A 20,094-nucleotide genomic window follows, 5' to 3' on the forward strand; every position below is an offset into this window, starting at 1 on the left:
GTCGACTTGAATCGGTCGGCGTCTGCCCTGCGACGTTTACTCCGGAGGTGCGTTGTCTTGAGGTGCGTTGTCTCGTGCGGCCAAGTCTTGGAGCAGTCGTTGGTCGGTGTCGGCGGAGAAAAAGCGGAACGAGCCATCGACGAAGGCGAAGTAGGCACCGCCGATATGATTGCTCGAAAAGCTGCCCACGAACAAGTTGTCGACGTCGCCCAGTGCTTTCGGATCCGAGGGCGCGGGGTTGTGATGGGCGTTGATAGCGAAACCGGTATGGCGAAGGCTTGCCCGCGTGCCGCTGTTCCACCGTTGGGGTGGGCCGAAGTCGATCGCTTTTTCACCGAATAAAAAAACATACGATTCACCGTCGACCGCATCGCTCGGCATCCGCCACCGATTGAGCGCAAACATGCCGTCGCCGTCTTCGTCGATCGGCTCGGCGACCGATCCGACCACGCCGGCATACGTTGTCGCGTTCGGACGCAGTGTCGACGCCGAAACACCGCAGCGAAGCGTCGTCAGGCTTTCCTCGCCGACCGGCCGATTCGCCGCCGCGTAGACTCCGTAGCTGAAATCAATTTGGTCAAAGAGGTCCTGTTGATCGAGCATCGGCAGAAGGGCTTCGAGCCAATTGTGGTGATAGCCCTTGCTTTCACTTCGGATCGGGCCGGTCGGATTCTGCGTCCCGGTCGGCAGGTGTCCACCGATCAACGAGTAGCTTTGCGTTGCGACCGCGATTTCACGCAGATTCGATTCGCACTCAATTCTTCGTGATGATTCACGAGTCGAGGAAAGTCGCATTGTTAGTAGGATGAGGATGACCAAGCCGATCGCCACGACTAGGAGCACTTCGATCAGGGTAATGCCTTGCCGGTAGCGTCGCGGCAACAGGGTTCGGTTCGCGGGAGGCAACGTCATTGATCAACCGGCATCAACGGGGAAACGGTTCTCCGACACTTCGGGCGTTTATTCCTGGGGGCAATTTCGAGCCTGGGGGCAATTTCGAGGGAATTACAGCGTCCGGTCGGCACCCATGTGAAGGGAAAGGTTATCGCGATGGACAACCGATTCGTACGGTCGATGTCCGAGGATCCCGCCGATCATCTCGCTGATTTTACCCTTGATTTTGTCGACTTCTGATGACGGGTAGTTGCATAAGCCGCGGGCGATTTCGTAGCCATGGCGGTCGGTGATCATCACGACGGCACCGGCATCAAACTCGCCAACGACGCCCGTGATACCGATCGCCAGTAAACTGCTGCCGTCATTATGGATGGCTTTGACGGCACCGTCATCGATAATCAGTCGCCCCTCGACTTCGGCCGAGGCACTGATCCAGCGACGGCGTCCACGCAGGGTGCGTTCGCAAGGGAGAAACAGTGTTCCGATCATCTCGCCTTGCAAAACCTTCTCGAGGGCCAAGTCATCTCGTCCTGGGCCGATGATGACCGCATGCCCGTGGCTGGTCGCTAGCTGTGCGGCGGCGAGCTTGCTGGACATACCGCCTTTACTGAGTGAACTGCGTTTGTCACTGGCCATCGACATGACATCGTCGTCGAGTGTTTCGACGATATTGATGCGCTGGCTTTCCGGGTGGTCCGGTGATCCGTCGTATAAACCGTCGATATCTGAGAGGATCACCAGCAAGCACTGGTCGAGCAAACCGGCGACTTGTGCGGCCAAGCGGTCGTTGTCGCCAAAGGTGGTCATCAATTCGGCAACGGCGACGGAGTCGTTTTCGTTGACGACCGCGATCGCACCAAGTTCGTGAATCTGGCTCAGTGCATTGCGGACGTTCAAATACCCTTCGCGAGATTGAAGATCATTTCGCGTGAGCAGCACCTGAGCGGCGTGCCGCCCCGATTCGGCCAGGGAAGCCTCATAAGACTGGATCAAATCCGCTTGTCCGATCGCCGCGACGGCCTGCAGGTGCCCGAGGTCTGTGGGGCGTTGCGATAACCCTAATTTTCCCATGCCAGCGCCAACGGCACCGCTACTGACAATAATGGTTTGGCGACCGGTGTCGGCAATTTTGCAAAGCCCACGAGAGAGGCATTCAATTCGGTGTCGATCAAGTTTTCCGGAACTGTCTGTCAGGACGCGAGTTCCGACTTTGACGACGACACTTCCGGCGGATTCAATGGCTTTTTGACGTTCTGCAGAGGAGTCCAGAGGCACGTTGTTGGCGTTTTGCAATCGAGGGTGGTTGTGACATGACTGGCAGTGATTCACTTCCCAATCAAAATAATCTTTCCCGCTTAAATCGGCCATCCGACACACGGAGAGAGAAGTTTTTGAAAAAACGCGACTTCCCACAAGCGGGCGGTTCAATAAATGCGTCCCCTTTTGGACAATGGGGAACACCTACCTGCAGTCTGCCGATTGCGGGCCAGCCATTTTCGGCATCCGTTTCTTCAGGTCCGCCTGAATTCCAGATTTGATTGACGAGCAAATCCGTTCAATGAGTGAGATCAATCACGAGTGCGGCGTCGCGGCGATTTATCACCTTTCCGGCCGTGGACGCAGCCCGGTGTGCCCCGAGCAAGGGCCACGGCAGATCTCTCGGTTGCTGCCGCGAATGCTGCTCGACATTCAGAATCGAGGGCAACTCGCTGCGGGGATGACGACCTACAATCCGGATCAGCCGCGATTGTTGATGACCCGTAAAGACGTCGGGACCGTGACCGAAGTCTTTCGCCTGAATCATCGCGCCAAGTGCGAATCGATCATGCAAGGCTTGGCCGGTAGCGCGTCGATTGGCCACGTGCGGTATGCGACGTGCGGACAAGACGATCGGAACTATGCCCAGCCGTTCGAACGCGAACATATCCATAAACGCAAGTGGTTCAGTTTCTGCTTCAACGGGCAACTGGCCAACTACAGCCTGCTCAAAGAACGTCTACTGGCCGACGGCGATCACCACTTAGTGCTCGATACCGACACTGAAATCCTGATGCACGAAATCGGGCGTGTGCTGAGCCAATCGACCGAGCGTGTGGAGTGGATCGATGTGCTTCGCCAAGTTGCCGGCGATTTCGATGGTGCTTATTCGTTGGCGTTGCTATCCGCCGAAGGCGAAATGATCGTCGCACGAGATCCCTTGGGGATCAAACCGATGTGCTATGTCCACGAAGGTCCCTTCTTTGCCGCGGCAAGTGAAAGTGTCGCGCTTTTGAACTTGGGATTCGAAACCAGCCAGATCAAATCACTCGCCCCGGGGCACGCCGTCATCGTTCATCCCGAAACCGGTGTGCGGATCGAGCAATTCGTCGAGAGCAAAAAGAACGCGCATTGCTTCTTCGAATGGATCTACTTTGCCAACGTTGCCAGCACCCTGGATGATCGCAGCGTGTATTTGACTCGAACACGGCTGGGGGAGGAGCTGGCACGATCGGAGCGTGAAGACGGGCGAATCCCGCTCGATGATCCGGACACAATCATCGTTCCCGTGCCCGACACTAGTAAGGCCGCCGCCGATGCGATGGCCTACCAGTTGTCGATTCCCTGCCGCGAGGGATTGATCCGCAATCGCTATGCCGGTCGAACGTTTATCGAAGGTGGGCGGGCGCGTAAAGCCAAAGCCGCGACAAAGTACACCCCGCTTCGTGACGTCTTAGAAGGCAAACGTGTCATCCTCGTCGAAGATTCAATTGTCCGCAGTACGACGATGAATGTGTTGCTCGACCGCATCCGTGAAGTCGGTGGCGCCAAAGAAATCCATGTCCGTGTGGCGTGCCCGCCGATCGTCGCGCCATGCTTTTACGGCATCGACATGAGCACGATCGATCAACTGATCGCGCCAAAATACTTTGGAACCGAAGGCCTGTTGACACCCGAAGCACAGCAGCGACTCGCCGATGATTTGGGGGCCGATTCACTGCGTTACTTGCCCGTCGAAGCGATCGCACGAGCGATTGATTTGCCCGAAACCGAGCTCTGCCAAGCTTGCGTGACGGGGCAGTATCCAACCGAGTGTGGCCAGCACCTTTACCAAATCGCACTCGATAACCGAGGCAGCGACGTCGATAGCGGACGAACCTACGAACAGCTTGCCGCGGTGATGAATAGCCAGTAACGAATAGCTGGCGATGTTGAATCGTTGGCGATCAGTTTTCGGCTCGTCATCGCGCACCCAATCGGCCGGTTACGACGCTCTCTGGTCAGCCGGACGTCGGCAAGATAGGCTTTCGTTGACCGATTCCGGGTCAATTTCTTGCCGCTCCCTCGATGCCCAGAACTGCAGCGATGACCGCCGAATTGCAACAACACATCCGTGAGATTCCAGACTTCCCGAAACCGGGGATCATCTACCGCGACATCGCGCCACTGCTGGCGTCGCCGGACGCCTTGCGGGCCGCGACCGAAGTGATGGCCGCACCATTTAAAGACGAAAAGATCGACATCGTCGCCGCTGCCGAGGCACGCGGTTTTATCTTCGCCGCGCCGATGGCAATCCTACTCGGAGCAGGGTTTGTGCCGATTCGTAAGCCCGGAAAATTGCCCTTTGAAACGCATTCGCATGCGTATGACTTGGAATACGGCACCGACGAATTGCACGTTCATGTCGATGGCGTCCAAGCCGGCCAACGCGTCGTGTTGGTCGACGACTTACTGGCTACCGGTGGCACGATGCAGGCTTGCTGTCGATTGATCGAACGTTGTGCGGCCGAAATCGTTGGGTGCTCGTTCCTCATTCATTTGGCAGACTTGGGCGGGGAAGCCAAGTTGGAACCCTACCGTGTTGAATCGGCCATCGTGTATTGACCACTTCAGTGGCGATCGAACGGGTGTCGAATCACAGGAATCCCGGTGTGATTCACCGGTCGACAGGCTTATGTCGCAACCTCGGTCAATGTCGTACGGCTGTCGTAATTTTGCGTTAAACCGATGCGAGCGCGTAGGGAGTGCGAATGCGTTAGGCCATTTGCCACTGTCGGCGGAGCCACCATTCGGTCGACATCGCGGCAGTAAACAGTAGGAACACAATCCAGCCACTGATCGGTCCGTCGCCGAGTCCAGACTTTTCGATCACTGGTGTCTCCGCCGTACGACGCTTCGTTCGGATCGTATCAATCAGTGGATCAAGGTTTACCGGGTCAAAGCTTGCCCCGCCATGTTGTTCGGTCAACGACGCGAGCTGTTGCAGATAAACAAGATCTGGCATTGGGTTGGCTAGTTCACGACTTGTTTCGGTCACTTGAAAGGCAACCTCATCACCGCGAATGGTCGGGTCGTCTGCCTCGATGACTAGCTTATAAAATCCTGGTTCCAGGTCTGGTAGCGTTCCGCTAATGCGAGATTCTTCGCCGCTGCCTTCGGTAACATCCAACGCCGTCGCATCGCCATCACCGTTGACGACGGTCGCCGATAGTCGGATTGGCGACGAACGCTCGCTAAGCGATTGAACGCGTGCTTGAAATTCGACTTGGGTATCACCTTCGAATCGTCGTTGTCCCAACTCGGCGATGACGCTGTCACCACCTTTCTCTTCACGCGACATCACCCAGAGCATCAGTTGTCGCCAAAATCGCCGGTGGACTTCGCTTTTGCCGATCCGCCACCAACGATAGGTTTCGTCGATCGCTAAGGCCGCGACGCGGCCTTTGCCGTAAGTCCCGATGACCAGCAGCGGTTGTTGGTCACCGGTTTCGAGCAGAGTTTGAACGCCCGATCGAGGCTTTGCGCCGACAAAACGATTGGCACCTGAAAGCGTTGGTAGTTGTTCCCAAACCGACTTGGCCGTCGAGCCGCCCAAGTCGACGATCGGGTGCTGTCGGGAACGGTTCAGTTTAATAGGGCCGGCGATTTGGCTTTTCAGTCTTGCCTGACGTTCGGCCACTGACAAGGCTGAGCGAGCCGGCTGCCGCCGTGCGGATGCGTCCAGGATCACGGGCAGTGCATCCGCCAACGGCCCCTCGGCATAACCGCCGATGTCATAGGTGGAAAGGCCACCAAGTGTGATCAGGCCGACCCCGGAAGCAATTCGATCGGCAATCAATTTCAATTGAGTCTGCCCGAGGGCCGAAGCATCGACGTCACCAAGGATCAGGATGTCGAACCGTCCCGGCTGAAGCGCCGCTTCGAGCGACACCGGCCACTTCTGGTCTCCTCGGATCGTCGCGACCTGCAGTTCCAGATCTGGGAACCCACTGAGTGATCGACGTAAAAATGCGAGTTCGGGCCGCCCCGGTCCCTCCAGAATTAGGATTCGGCCGCCGCCTTCGCGAACTTCCACAAACGCGGTTTGTGAGTTGTTGCTCGTCACCCATTCGCCGTCTTGTGCGGCCGCAGAGACTTCTAATCGATAGACGCCAGGAGCGGGGGCTTCAATGGGAAGGTTGACCGCCAGTGATTCTTGCGCCGATCGTGGATCCAGTTGTCTTGTGCGTACCTGGTCCCGATTTCCCGCTTCATCAACCCAGGTCACACTGATCGGTAGTTCGATACTTGCCAGTCCGGTTGCTTCGACGGTGAATGATAAATCGAATTGATTGCCCGAAAATAGTTGCAAGCTATCCGGAAGATTCGTGATCGCGACATCACGGGACGCATCGTCAGACGCCGGAGGCCCGATCGGTACGCTCCAAAGTGGTACTCCCAATGCATCCAATACTTGTGCACCGTAGCGTGCATCGGTGGGAGTCATCATGTCACCGGTCGATCGGCGAGTATTCGTATCGGTACCAGGCGATGCGTCCGCCCGCGCGGTTTGTTTTCCATCACCCAATAAGACGACACCGGCAAGTGTCTTGGCGGTCGTTGCGTTAATCGCACCGGCGAGTGCCATGCCCAAGTCGGTGGCGTCTCCGTCTGGCTGAAGTTCGCTAAGTTTTTGATTCAGGCGGTCGATCGCGGTCAAGTCGTTGGCTTGGCCGATGACGTTTGATTGCCGGTCGTAGCTCAGTACTTCGATTTCTAAGAATTCATCAAACGATCTGATGCCACCGAGCAGACGAGTGATCACATCTTGTTGTGTTTCCCAACGACTGGCCCCACTGCCATCGGGAAGTGACATGCTTTTGGATTGATCGACCGCGACGATCAGTGTGGCCGGTGAAGGAATGTTGTCGGTGCGGATCAGCGTCGGCCGGACCGCAGCGAGTAATAGCAGAAGTGCCGCGAAGGAACGCAGGGTCATCAGCAAGCGTCGCTTGCGGCGATCTTCGGTCGGCGGGGTCACGATCGCGATCACCGCAACGATGGCGACCGAAGCCAGTAATACAATCAAAGGCGATGCATAAAGTGGTTCAAACGAAATAGAGGTCATGCCGCATCCCTCTGTTTCGTCTGTCGCGACGAGGTCGACGGTCGTTGCGAATAGAAACGATTCGAAAGAATCAGCTCCAGCAAAAACACTGCCAGCGCGATAAACATCAGAGGTGACCACAAAGGCAGCGTTTGTTTGGCATCTCCCGAGGTCCAATCCATTTCTTCGATTGACGAGATCACCCGCAGGTCTTCTCCGTACTGGGTTTGCACGAGTGATTCAGGGACGCGCTGGAAACTGAATCGTTGTCGCGGCAAGTTGACGGAAAATCCAAGCCCACTCGTTCTGCCACGGATCCAGTGAATGCCGCTGCGATCGGGGGTCCCGATCGTGATCAATCGATCTTCGGGCGGCGAATTTGAATCGTCTGCAAATTCGATCGGTACGGGGGCATTTCGTCCGGCGGGAAACCATTGCAGTCGAACGGGAGGCTGTTTCAATTCGTCCGTGGGGGCGGTGGCGGCTTTTTCAGCGATGAGTGATTCGGCGGGCAACGCGACCGGCGAGCCGACCGCAGCCGACCAATGACCGACGTCGCGACCGGTCGTGTACCGCGTCAATTCTCGTGTGAGCGCAAACGTCGGCCAAAGATTGTCGGCACGGAACAAATCATTCCAAGGCTTCCGCGATACCAAGTCCGGGATCGGAGTGGTCAACAGCAGCGTTCCGGCACTCGCGTTTTCCAACAGCGCCGGATGCTCCGTTCCCGCGTATCGCATCAGCGTCGACCATCCCGTCTCGGGTTGCGCTTGCCAGTATTGATGAATCCGCAGATCTTGAAAGGGAATGTCACCGGGCAGGTTCAACAGTGATGCGAGTGCGGGGTGAGAGTCTGCCGAGATTTGAAGATACGTTCCCGGTTCACGAACCCGCCAGCGTCGTTCCAAAAGCAGCCCCTTCAGTTCGACCGCCGCGTTGCCGAGTCCCGGTCCAGCAGCGATCAACACTTTCTTTCCGGACTGGGAATAGGATTCGAGTTGCTGGCCTTCGAGCAGCGACGCGGACGGATTCAATAGCACGACGCCATCGAAGTCAGCTAGACGCACGCCGGGCAAATCATCTTGCAGTGAAATTTCCGTATCGTATTGCGAAGGGGCACCGTTGGCTTCGGCGGACACCAAATCAACGAATTCTTCCGCTTCGATACGGTCGTCACCAACGATCAACAGTCGACTTGGCGGCAAAATTTCGATCGAAAAATAGGACACGTCGTCAACCGCCAACGCATCGGAGCCCGTCAGACGCATCGCCCCGTGATGTAGGCCACTTTCGAGTGGTGGTAACGTCAGCTGGATTTCGACATCGCGCCCCGGTTGAGCACTGACGCTGACGCGGTCGACGGGCTTGGCTTCGGGACGAATGACGTCACCGTTGCGAACAACCGGCAAACCAGCGTGGGAAGAGAATAAAACGCACTCGACGGTCACTTCCTGTTGAAACGATGGATCGTCGAGTTCCGTGTTCGTTCCCGTCGATGCTTCGTCTTTCGCATCCATGGAAAGCGTTGAGGTAACGGTGATCGGTGAGCGTGGCGCCGGCGCGGGATTGGAAATCGAGACCGATGACAATTGACGGTTGGTCCCCTGGTAGGGTCCCGTATCCCAAATCGTTAAGCGAATGTCTTGCTCGGTAAGAAGTGCTCGTAGTGATTGAAGCGAATCGGATTTGGGAAAGCTCGATTCAGTCATCCCGCTAACGATGACGATCTGACGTGAGTCGATATCGCTGGTCGCCAAGACACGCGCGGCCGCTTCGATTCGCGCCGCCAGAGGCTGGACGACTTCCGCTGGTTCGAATGCCTCGATCTTTGCGATCGCTCCGGCCGCGTCTGCCGAAAACGTTGCCGGTGTCGCGGAACGATCGATCGCGATGACGCGGCTGTTTCGGCCGGCGGCTCGGACGATTTCTTTGGCCGCCTCACCGATTCGGTCGGATCGCAGATCGTTGTTCGATGACCAAGCTGATTCGATTGAGTTATCGACAATGACCGCCAGGGCGACCGGTTGCTGCTGGGCGATCTCCGGTGGATCGCTGCCGCTGATCGTAACGGCGGCCCAGGCAATCGAAGAAAGCAGGAAAACCAATCCGCCGGCAAATAATCCGAGTGCGATCGGCCGGCGGCCTACTTTTGAAGCGGCAACCGAGGCCATCAAAAGTAGCGCGACACCGACGGCGGCGACAATACCGATCGCGATCCACGTCGGGCTCAAGGCGGCCGTGGACACGGGCCGTGCGAGCGCCAATGCCAGCGCAGCGATCGCGGCAATTCGCAACGCAAGCAACCACCAGCGGCGCACTCGCATCTTGCTGCGGTTCGTTTCAAATCGTTGAGACAGCAGTCGCACCGAAGGGAACGTTACCCGCCGTGGTTCCTTGCGCGCGATCAGGTGCAAGGCAATCGGAATGCCGATCGCCGTGATGGCAATCAGTAGGGTGCCGTTAAGAAAATTCACAAGCGGTGTTTAATCTTTGAGTGCTTGCTCGCGAATCCGTCGCATTTTGTCTTGGTGATAACGATGCGTCCGAAACGCGTCTAGCATCGCAAGCACAATGATGACTAACAAGATGAAGGTAACGGCGGTCCATGCGGCGACGAATATCAATCGGTCGTTGACCAGCGTCGCGGCCAAGACCAACATCCCACAGATGCCGATCAGCGAGTTGACTTTCGAACGTGAACGTTTCCTTTGCTTTCGATATTCCAAATCATCATCGGAATCGAAATGATCGTGTGGCCATCCATGATGTTCCGTCCATTGCAGCCAAATTGCGAAAAACAACAGCGTGCCGCCGAGCAACAATCCTCCTCCAAACATGGCGTCTCCCCTAGCGGCTGGTGTTTCGCTTCGAACGGCTTTGCGCAAGAACCCATTGGTGAGCAACCCAAACGACCGCGGCGATCGATTCACCGCTGCAGTTTTCTGGGATATCGTTTTCGGTGTGCCAATACGATGGGCTGCCGATGCCCGGACGCGGATAGTCAAAGTCGATCACATCGATCGTCGGGATCTTTGCGATTTGGTTGAGCGGTAAGTGGTCGTCACGCAAGTCATGTCGCGTCTTGGGGACGAACGCATCGACGCGCAGGCGTTTCGCCACCTGCCAAAATGATTGCGCGACGGGCTTGGCATAACGAATACTGTTCATCTCGTAGTACAACTTCAATTCTTTGTCGCCGATCATGTCAAACAACACGCCGGCACGAAACGGAACTTGCGGTGGCGACTGTCGGTAGGTTTGCGCGTAGAACGTCGATCCAAGAAAGTATCGGTCTCGGTTTTCGACCCAGACGAATTCCTCGCCATCGAAGAGCACCATGTCGATGCCGATGTCATCTGGCAAATCGTCAAGCTGATTGGATAGTTCCATCAACCCGGCAGTCCCCGAGGCACCGTCGTTGGCACCGATGAAGGTTCCCTTGGGATTCTGACGGTCGCGGTCGGGGTAGGGACGCGTGTCGTAGTGGGCACAAAAAAGAAAGCGAATCGGCCGGTCGGGGTGCCACGACGCGATCAAGTTGGTCATCGTCATCGCCGATCCATCGTTCGGATTGCGAGTTTCGAAGTCTTGGCGAGTGACCTCGGCACCACGTTCGCGAAAGAAGCTCTCCAAGTAACGTTGTTGGCGAATCATCGCGTCGCTACCGGAGGGACGTGGCCCGAATTCGCAGAGTTTTTTCAGGTAGCCCATCGCGCGATCGCCGTCATAACGATCGGGAATCGGACGGCTTGACGGCGATTGATCGACGGCCGGGCCACGATGAAGCATCACGCGGACAAACAACACGCCGCCAGCGATGAGCAGGACGACGAGTCCGACTAAAATCAACCGCGTCGTTAACCCAGCCCCGGGCGGAGCGACGCTCGCCGATGGCTTCGTGGAACGATCCGGTCGTGCTTTACTGGAAGAGGCAGTCAAGGTCCTGTGATTCTCCATAACCGCGGTCGGTGACGTGCCCATGAATTTAATGCTAGGGTCCAAAGAAAACGTTTCGGCGGTTGAACTCATTCGCCGGGCTTCATTGTATGCCGATCCGACGTTTCACGCCTAGTTGGTGTGACACTGATGCTGAATCGGACGCAGGCCGTCGGTGTCGACAACCGCTGCATTGTTAAAATGGGAATGACTCGTCGACTTCGCTGCCGGCAAGTTCGACGAGGAATTCTGACAGCCGACCGACAACTCCTTCCATCAATTGCCGGCCTTTCTCAGCAGTTGCGGCATGTGGATTTCCCGAGCCGGTATTGGAAGTCAACAAGTGCCAGGGACGCGAGATCGAAACCCAACCTTGATTGACCGCATCAAATCGAGTCGGATTGACGGCCCCGTCGTCGGCGGTCAGCTTACCGTTCTCGTCCGTCGCGACGAATTCGCGAAAGAACGCCAACCCCAACGCGGTTTCCATCTCCCCGGCATGATCTCCGGCATCTTCGAAAATCTCTTGCTGTAGATCGGCGCTAATGCCACGGAACCAATCGCAAAGGAACAGCTTGCATGGTGTTTGATTCATTAACTCGCGCAGCATCGGTTTAAATTCATTGCCGCCATGACTGTTCAGGATCAGTAGTTTGTTGATCCCGCTGTTTGTCAGCGAACCGAGTAGGTCACGGAATATTGTCATCAGCGTCGACGGATGCAGGTTCATCGACAGCGGAAAGTGCGATTGATTTGTTTCTGTTCCGTAGGGAATCGGCGGTAACATCACGACTCGGGCACCGCGATTCCAGGCCGCTTCACAAGCGCGGGTGGCGATCGCATCTGCCTGAAACGTATCGGTACCGTAAGGTAGGTGCAAGTTGTGTGGCTCGGTCGCACCGGTCGGTAGGACGGCGACTTGATAGCGGCAATCTTTGACGAATCCGTAGTTCGTTTCTGAGAGAATCCAGGGACGCATCGCGTGGTGCCTGCAAAGAACAAGGGGCGGTCAATAAAAAAACCGTGTGCCGAAAAGCTCGACACACGGTCCATTCAACGCAATTTGATCGTTGGATTTACTTGTTGTCGCCGGCGGGGGCGGGAGCCGCAGCGGCGGGCGCTTGCTGTTGAGCCAAGCCGGGGCGAACTCGTTTGTTAATGTCGGTTTCCAAAACGCCGAACACAGCTTCGTGACGGGCGATCGACATTTGCAATGCGGCCAGCAAACGCTTCGCGGTGTAGAAGTTAACGATGATTCGCTGCTTGACTTCGATCGGCTCTTTGGGCACACCGATCGGTTGTGGGTTCAGGCCAAAGTCAACAATCAGTTCTTCGGGTGAACCGGTGACGCGGCAGAAGTTTGCGTAAGCAGCCAAGGCGTTGTCGTCGTTCACTTGAACCTGAACCGGTTGTTGCGTTTGAGCTTGTTCAGCCGGAGGTGCAGCAGCGTCAGGTTTCTTTGCTTCATCAGCCATCGATGAAAAATCTCCACAAAGGGTTAGGGTCGCGACCGTGATCCAACGACTGGGCAGATCGCTAAAACAGGGGAAAGTCAAACTTGCGTTCGGTCTTCCGGTCGATGATCAGGCTCGCTGAAAGGTCGACGCGTCGCATCGTACCGCCAGCAGGTGATCTGGAAAACCGCCGCCGTGTATTTCGTTCAGGTCAGCAGTTAAATAGGTTCAAGATGCGATAACTAGGAAAAACACGAAGCTAAGTAACGGAATGGGATGGGGCTGGTGACTTAAGTTGTGCCACCGGTCTAAAACTCAAAATTGAATGTTTTCGCAATGATGCGCCAAAGCCTTCGACCGAGCGACATGTTCTCGACATGAACTTTCGCACTACCGCGATAGCCCGGCCGAAGTGGTAAATCGGTATGCGGATCGATCTGCAGTGGCACACGTGCCTGGTAGGTCACGCTTCGCGGTTTAACCTGTCCGGTGGCGGGATCGATTTCGGTTTGCAGGTCACTTCCGGTTTGGCTTGACATTGACGTCGACGTGTTCCGCAGCGGTTCTCGAGCCATCTCACCGACCGAACCTGAAAACGTGTCCAAGCGACGTGAGTCAAGTTTCATGTCGACCGCTTGGCCGACACTGACCAATTGAACGTCACCTTGGTCGATCGCCAAGATTGCTTCGAAGTCATCGGCGTTTCCGATCTCGCAAAGCAAATCCTCTGCACTGACTGTTGCACCTCGATTGCGCTTTTCAAGCGGCGATCCGGACCACATCGGTAATTGTCCCGATTCGGCGCCTTGCAGCGGTTTTCGTGGTGGTGGGATTACGATGCCACTGATCGGCGCAACCACGGTCAGTCGATCAAGTTCGACTTGTGTTTTGCGTTTAAGTTCCCGGACGGCCTGCAACATTTTTTCTTGCGTTTCGATCTGTGCGGCCAGGGATCGGTCACTGATTCGTCGCTGGTTGAGCTTTTCCAGAGTGGTTTCGGCGACCGCTTCCTCGATCTGCAGGTCTTGCATCCGCATTTCCAAATCGGGGTTCTTCAAGACCGCGATCGTCTGGCCCGCTTCGATGGGCTGGCCGGGTTCGACGGTGCTGACGATTTGGCCAGAACTGCCAGCGTAGACACGTCCGGCTTCGCTGGGACGAATTTCGAATGCCGCATCGATATGGTGTGGCAATGGGATGTAACACACGGCCGCAATGACCGTCGAAACGACGGCCAGCGTGACCATCACGTTGAATCGTTTCACTTTCGAGAGTCTCCCGGGGGTTCGACAGAATTTCCAAGTTTGGATCACCGGTTGGGCAACCAGCCCGGCAAAACCGACCACCGCAACGGCTCGCCCGATGACCTCCAAACCATACGGCTCGAGGACTTTGATCACGAACCAGCAGATCGAAAACACGACCACCCAGCGATAGATCACGCTGGCGATCGTAAACATCGCAAACCAAAGTCGGCCGCGGGTGGGCAAAAACGGGTCGTCTTGTAGTTCCAATCCCAAACAAGTTTTCTGGAACCAACGCTTCAGGACTTCGGTGCTTTTTTGACGGAGGTTGGGGATCTCCAACATGTCCATCAATATGTAGTAACCGTCGAAACGAAGCAGCGGGTTCCCGTTGACCAGGACCGTGCTGACGACATTCAAGAACATCATGTTCAGGCAAAGGTCATTGACCGTCGTTCCCGATTCGGTAAAGAACCAAACGAACGCAGCCAGCGATGCCAAGATCATTTCGACATAGATCCCGCCGGCACCGATCCAGACCCGTTTCCATTTGTTCGGCAACATCCACGAGTCGGACACGTTGCAGTACAAGCATGGCGTAAAGACCAACAGCATGAATCCGATCTCGTGACATTCGCCTCCGAACTTTTTACAGCTCAGGCCGTGCCCGAATTCGTGTAGTACTTTGACGATCGCCATCGTCGCCGCCAGGATGATCCAGCGGTCGGCGGCAAAAAACTGTTGGAATGTTGGCAGGCGCGAGTACACCGTTTCGTACTGGGTTGCTAACAGCAACGACGCACAACCGAGCAACCCCAAGAAGAAAAACAACGCCGGGACCGTGAAGATCCAGCCCAACCAAGGCAGGATCGTGTTGAGGATCTTTTCGGGGTCGAATCCACGAAAGCGAAGCGCGAACACGTTGGCCAATTTGCCAAGCGTTTCCTTGTTGCGTTTCTTGCGTCCGCGGTGACGCAGTGCTTTTCCCTGGCCGGGTGAGTTGCTGATCACGAGACCGCTGCGGTGCAGCATTCCGATGAACTGCTGCAGGTCACCGAAGGTAATCTTTTGCGGCGCGAAACGCTGTTCGAAACCTTCCTTAATCTGTTGCAGACTGACATGCCCATCGAGCATGTTCAGGATGAAGTACTCCTCGTCATGAAAACGAAAGTACTGCAGCCCCACAGGTTCTTTTAGGACCCAGTACCCCGTGCCCTGATAGCGGTGCCGACTGGAAACTAAGTCCGGTCGTTTGCGCACCGTCAGCGGACGTGAGGAGCTGCTGACAAGAGATTCGGCGAGTGTGGCCATGAAGGGACGTTAGGGAAAGATCAGGTCAGATTTGTCGACCGGCTGGGCGAGCCAAAATGTTCGGGGCGCCGGTACGAATCAGGGTGTGACGGAGACGTACATGACGGCTTCCATCCCCGGTTTGATCAGCCAATCGTTGCCTGATTTTCGATTTTTGATCTTGGCCCAAATACGGTGAGCTTGTTTGAGGTCCAGTTCGGTACTGATGTAATCGAGCGTCGCGTCAAACTCTTCGGTGACGGGCGCGTCATCGGTTCCGCCGACCGTGATATAGATTTTGACGGCTTGACCACGGCGAATTTCACGGCCATAGCTCAACGCGTCGACCGCTCCTTCGACTCGCAGTTCATCCATCTGGACGACTTCGACAATTGGGCTGCCTCGTTGGACCCATTCGCCAAGCTGGGCAAATCGATTTTCGACGAAGGCGTCAAAGTCGGCTCGGATTGTTCGCATTTGGATTTCATGATTGGCCAATTCGGTCTCGGCTTGCTTGACCATGTATTCCGCCATCGCCGATTTTTCGTTCAGTTCGGCGAGTTCGATCCGCAGTTGGGCACGGTCGGCTTCGGCTTGCTTTTTTCGCATCTCCCAAAACGGCGCGGCGCTTTGGTCGAACAATTCTTCGTAGGCCTTAGCCTCGGCCCGGGCGATTTTTTCGGTCGCGATCGCGTCGCGGTAATTGATGTGATCCTGAGCTTTGATCTTCGCGACGACTTCTTCACGTCGCTTTAGTTCCAGCGTCAGTTCGGCTTGTTTGGTGTCAACGAGTCCGATGATGTCGCCCTTCTTGATCAATTGGCCTTCTTCGACATTTAACTCGGTCAACTGCCCGTCGGCTTTCGAGGGCAGCTTGGTTTTGTAGTTGAACTGCACAATACAGCCACCGATGCGAATTCCGTCCGGCGCTGCGGATGAGCGACTTGCCGAACCGGCAGCGTTTGGCGACGGCAGTTGACCTGGGATTTGAAACCCACCGGTTTGGGCCGTCGTCGTCGAAGCCATGAAGACAAGCCCGCACAAGCTTCCGAAGACGATGCCGCGGATCGAGGCGTGTTGATGGTGCATGGAATTGATCGGCGTTGGGGAAATGTGTGTTGAGGAACGTTCGGGGCGTTTCGATCGGCGATGGTGAACCACCACGCCTAGAAGAAGAACTTGCAGAGCCATTCCCAGATTTCATGGAAGAACACAAAGCCACTGGCCCGTCTTCCGCAATGGATTTTTGCTAAGACTGACGAACCCGGCGGAGGTGCCATCTTCTGTAGCGATTCGGCACTCGGAATGGCTTCCATTTCGATCACCGCACCATGCTCGTCATGAGCTTCCGCTCGCGGCGAGATATTTTCGATCGGCAGCGTCGCTTCCAACGGATCCATCGTCGGATCCAGTTGCATAATGTAGGTCACCTTTAGCTCGTCACTGATATTCTCTTGTTTGATGAACTGATCGAGATGGCCTTCGCGTTTTTCAGGAAGTTGGATCTTTAGCTCGTACGGCTGATCCAGGTCGGCGACTTCGAGCAGCACTTGGCCGGTCATGATCGGGCGGCTTCGCAGCGTGTTTTCGACATCGAAGGTGGTGATCACGCCGTTGATCGGCGATCGAACTTCCAGTTCTTCACGACGCTTCATCTGTAGCTCAAGCTTCTTGCCGAGCGATTCGAGCTTCGTTCGTAGTTCGCCTTCTTGACCTTGCAAAGCCAGTAAGTCAGCGCGATCGATCTCACGACGACTGATCCGTTGCTGTCCGATCACCTTGGCAAGTTCGGCACTGGTCGTGCTGATTTGACCTTGCAAATCTTCCAGCTGAATGTCGATGTCTGGGTTGCGAAGCTGCACCAATAACTGGCCTTCCTCGACGACATCGTTTCGCTTGACCAGGACATCGACCACTTCGCCGTCAACGCTGGCAAAGATTTGACGGCGAACGGTCGGTTCAAGCGTCCCTTCGGCGGAAAGGTTGAAGTCCTTTTGGATGAACGTCAGGCCTAACGCGACGATCAATACCAAGCCGACCACGGCCAGCGTTTTCGGCAGCGTTCGGGCTCGCAGGATCCAAGTCGCTCGGCCGAGCGAACGCCACACCGGCATCATGAATAGATTGCTGTGCGATTGCGAGTTCGCGATCGCCCGCGTGCCGTGCTCGTAGACCAAGTCGCATCGTTGACGAAAGATTTCTCGCGGAATGTCGGTTTCGATTTGTTCGACGATGAGTGCGCCGATGACTTCACCGCGGTGGGCGTTGTCACGATCGATCTCGCCGGCGGCACCGGTGTCCTCTTCGGCACCCAGCTTTCGCATCGGTTCACGCAGCGGCAGGACCGCGATGTTACGCCCGTACGATTGGTCGACGTAATCCTCAAGAGCTTCTTCGATCTGCGGCGGTAAATCCTCAGTCGCCCCGTCGTGATAGAGCGGTTCACCGGCCGCGCAAACACGGGTGGCAAGGTTGTTAAGAGCGGCGACGATGTTGGATCGATTTTCGATCGTATCTTGCCCGCTGATCGACTCGACTTTGCATTTACGGCCTTTCTTGATCGCGACGCTCACACGGTCGCATCCGATCAAACGCCGCCCTTCGTTGGCGACGACATAGGCAGTTTCTTTAAGGTCCAGCGACTCGTGGGCGGCACGGGCGAACGAGTCGGCTTGTTGCCACAACGTTTGCCGGTCACCGAGCGATCGCAGTTTTTGACTTCGCAGCCACTCGGCCGCCAGCGAGCACATCTGTTCGAGAAAACGCAGGTAACCTCGCTGGGTTTCCGGTGCGGTATCGGGCCGCTGAAAAACCTCGATCAAACCATCATTGTGCCCGTCATGAGTGAGCGCCCCGAGTACCAGCAGGTATCGCGTCGGGTTGCCCTGGGCGTCGCCGTCGGTCGTCCCACTGTACGGCGGGACGAGCAACGATTGCCCCGCGTTGGCGACGCGGCTGATCAATCGCGAGTGACGGACTGAATCTTCGGTGTCTTCAACCAAGATCGCCGGTTCGGCGTTGATTTGGTACTGAAGCTTGAGCTGCTTGTCGTCGTCGAGCAACCAAATCGCGCCGCCTGCGGCTGCAAGCGCGGTGATGATTCGGCTTAGAAGTTCGGGGTAGAACTCCTCCGCTGTCGCGCCGCTTTTGGCGAGCGCCGCAATCTCATTGACCAGCCCGCGAATCTGCGCCTTGGTCTCTTCAACCGTTTGCTGATTGACCGACATCGATTTGACGTAGAACTCCGAGGAAATGAATCAGTGACGTAGCTCACAAGACTACGTCCAGAATTAGGCGGTCGGGCGACAGTAGTAAATTCGGTCCCAGGAATCCATGTTGACCTAGAAGTCCCCGCTCGATTGTCCGCCTGCCCGCTCGGTGTATACCGGTTTTGGCGATTCAACCTCGACATCGTATACACTTTGTATATGATTGTCCACAGACATGGAACGAGACAGCCCCCCACCGAGCCGATCCACGACCGTCGGAGAAGAACCCGCACCGCCGGTGCAAGCGTCTTCACCGGACCCGGAAGTCATTGCAACACAGCAGGTTGCGGAAAATTCAGCGGTCGCCGACAGCGGCGGTGACGGTCCCCCGGTCCAGGCCGTTGCACCGGAGTTGATTTTGGGGGATTTGAAGCGGCAGATGAATCGGCTTCAGCGAGAAATCCGGCTCACCATTCAGGCACAGTTAGGTCAGATGGCCGGTCGATCGTTAGGATCAATCGAAGCAAATCGGGAACTTGTTCGATCGATTCAAGAAATGCTTGATGCGCATGGTTTACGGGTTCGGTGCACCCAGTGCGGTCAGCCGGCAATTTTGCGCGTGTCCCCCCGGTCGGGTGCGAGCGCCGGCGTGTTCGTGTTTGACCATACCGTTGGCGGCCGGCGAACGTTTCATGGCGGCCGCGTCGTCATGCCGGAGATCCGTTTAGTTGCCAAGCCGCCGCGGAAGTCCCGGTCGGCGTAGTGTCTTTCTGAAACGTGGACGCGTTGAGCAGCGGCCGCATGCGGTGTTGGTTTCGGCAGCACAGGCTCTGTACGAAAACGTTCGACCGATGGCTTCGGCAAACTCTTTTCACAAGACAACCTTTTCCGCACTGATAGACGATTTCGTCGACCGAACGGTATGATGCCCGGCCGCGGGTTGGTGAGAACTAGCCGCAGCGAGCGTTTCGTCAGCATTTGAAATCGGGATTAGGATTCGCTGATTGGCGTTAGCCGCGGTTTCTGTGAAATAGCCGGGGCAAGCAAGACTCGGTGCGAACGCCCGTTGGCTTGTGAGCTGGTCTTAAATATTTAATTCAGGCGGAGCACTAGCGCTGCGGTTTAGATCGGCGACGTGCTTTCAGCCTTCCTCCTTGAACTTACTACCAATGACTGAATCCAACGACGCCTCGATCACGCTTCCCAGCCCATCGACCGCGATGGATATTTTGGTGGGGGCGATCGAGCAAATCAAATTTGCGCGAGACTATACCTTGCAGTTGCTCGACAGCACGTCGCTCGATGACTGGTTCCGGATCCCCGATGGTTTGCCGACCAATATCGCTTGGCAAGTCGGTCACTTGACCGTCAGCCAATACGGCTTGCTGATGTTTCGGATTCGTGGCCGGCAGCCGAGTGACCTCGAATTGATCCCTGGCAAATTTCGCAAGGCGTATGGGCGTGGCACGACACCGAGCGATGACCGGTCGCGGCAGCCGACCCCCGACGAACTACTTGAACGCTTCAATCGCGTCTTCGTTGACGCACTCGGCGAGCTTGATTCGGTCGACTCGGACGTGCTTCTTGAACCTTGCGAGATGCCGTATGCCGGCTATCCGATCAAGTTAGGAGCGATCATGTTTTGTCCCTTGCATGAACACATTCACGCCGGCCAAATCGGTCTCGTCCGCCGCTCGCTCGGTCTCGATCCGGTACGCTAA

Annotated in this window: 15 protein-coding genes; 4 read left to right on the plus strand and 11 right to left on the minus strand. The window is 56.3% G+C overall.

Going from position 1 to position 20,094, the window contains the following annotated elements:
- Nucleotides 1-36: 36 nt before the first annotated feature.
- Complete coding sequence (locus tag FYC48_RS22455; protein ID WP_149499039.1) at nt 37-912, minus strand: DUF1559 family PulG-like putative transporter; 876 nt, start codon at nt 910-912, stop codon at nt 37-39.
- Nucleotides 913-1,005: 93 nt separating this feature from the next.
- Nucleotides 1,006-2,265: a glutamate 5-kinase gene (gene proB / locus FYC48_RS22460; RefSeq protein ID WP_149499040.1), complete on the minus strand. Its 1,260-nt coding sequence runs from the start codon at nt 2,263-2,265 to the stop codon at nt 1,006-1,008.
- A 190-nt stretch (nt 2,266-2,455) separates the two neighbouring features.
- Between proB and FYC48_RS22465 the strand changes: the two genes are divergently transcribed.
- Both FYC48_RS22465 and FYC48_RS22470 read left to right on the plus strand, forming a co-directional pair.
- Entirely contained in the window at nt 2,456-4,069 is a 1,614-nt protein-coding gene (locus FYC48_RS22465) for an amidophosphoribosyltransferase (protein ID WP_149499041.1), read from the plus strand.
- 152 nt (nt 4,070-4,221) lie between these two features.
- Nucleotides 4,222-4,758, plus strand: a complete 537-nt coding sequence (locus FYC48_RS22470) for an adenine phosphoribosyltransferase (RefSeq protein ID WP_230775996.1) — start codon at nt 4,222-4,224, stop codon at nt 4,756-4,758.
- 151 nt (nt 4,759-4,909) lie between these two features.
- Here the strand turns inward: FYC48_RS22470 and FYC48_RS22475 are convergent, their stop codons facing one another.
- The 9 genes from FYC48_RS22475 to FYC48_RS22515 all read right to left on the minus strand — a co-directional run bounded on the left by FYC48_RS22475 (nt 4,910) and on the right by FYC48_RS22515 (nt 18,391).
- Nucleotides 4,910-7,261 (minus strand): VWA domain-containing protein, encoded by a 2,352-nt coding sequence (locus tag FYC48_RS22475; RefSeq protein WP_149499042.1) that lies wholly within the window; start codon nt 7,259-7,261, stop codon nt 4,910-4,912.
- Nucleotides 7,258-9,714, minus strand: coding sequence for a BatA domain-containing protein (locus FYC48_RS22480; protein ID WP_149499043.1), 2,457 nt, complete (start codon nt 9,712-9,714; stop codon nt 7,258-7,260). Before FYC48_RS22480 ends, FYC48_RS22475 begins: the two co-directional genes overlap by 4 nt.
- Before the next feature lie 9 nt (nt 9,715-9,723).
- Nucleotides 9,724-10,077, minus strand: coding sequence for a hypothetical protein (locus FYC48_RS22485; protein ID WP_149499044.1), 354 nt, complete (start codon nt 10,075-10,077; stop codon nt 9,724-9,726).
- Between the two features lie 10 nt (nt 10,078-10,087).
- The gene (locus FYC48_RS22490) at nt 10,088-11,269 is read right to left on the minus strand and encodes a M28 family peptidase (protein WP_315853784.1); all 1,182 of its coding nucleotides are present in this window, start codon (nt 11,267-11,269) and stop codon (nt 10,088-10,090) included.
- A 103-nt stretch (nt 11,270-11,372) separates the two neighbouring features.
- Nucleotides 11,373-12,155 carry a creatininase family protein gene (locus FYC48_RS22495; protein ID WP_149499045.1) on the minus strand — a complete coding sequence of 261 codons (783 nt, stop codon included), beginning with the start codon at nt 12,153-12,155 and terminating at the stop codon, nt 11,373-11,375.
- 97 nt (nt 12,156-12,252) lie between these two features.
- A complete protein-coding gene (locus FYC48_RS22500) occupies nt 12,253-12,651 on the minus strand; it encodes a DUF3467 domain-containing protein (protein ID WP_149499152.1) in 399 nt (132 codons plus the stop codon).
- A gap of 287 nt (nt 12,652-12,938) precedes the next feature.
- Nucleotides 12,939-15,185: a hemolysin D gene (locus FYC48_RS22505; protein ID WP_230776000.1), complete on the minus strand. Its 2,247-nt coding sequence runs from the start codon at nt 15,183-15,185 to the stop codon at nt 12,939-12,941.
- Nucleotides 15,186-15,263: 78 nt separating this feature from the next.
- Nucleotides 15,264-16,253: an efflux RND transporter periplasmic adaptor subunit gene (locus FYC48_RS22510; protein WP_160149715.1), complete on the minus strand. Its 990-nt coding sequence runs from the start codon at nt 16,251-16,253 to the stop codon at nt 15,264-15,266.
- A gap of 77 nt (nt 16,254-16,330) precedes the next feature.
- Entirely contained in the window at nt 16,331-18,391 is a 2,061-nt protein-coding gene (locus tag FYC48_RS22515; RefSeq protein WP_149499047.1) for an efflux RND transporter periplasmic adaptor subunit, read from the minus strand.
- A 217-nt stretch (nt 18,392-18,608) separates the two neighbouring features.
- Here FYC48_RS22515 and FYC48_RS28490 point away from each other — a divergent pair, with 217 nt between their 5' ends.
- A complete protein-coding gene (locus tag FYC48_RS28490) occupies nt 18,609-19,136 on the plus strand; it encodes a hypothetical protein (protein ID WP_230776004.1) in 528 nt (175 codons plus the stop codon).
- Nucleotides 19,137-19,542: 406 nt separating this feature from the next.
- On the plus strand, nt 19,543-20,094 hold the full coding sequence (locus FYC48_RS22525; protein WP_149499048.1) for a DinB family protein: 552 nt from the start codon (nt 19,543-19,545) through the stop codon (nt 20,092-20,094).

The sequence above is a fragment of the Roseiconus lacunae genome, assembly GCF_008312935.1.
GTDB classification, from domain to species: Bacteria; Planctomycetota; Planctomycetia; order Pirellulales; family Pirellulaceae; genus Stieleria; species Stieleria lacunae.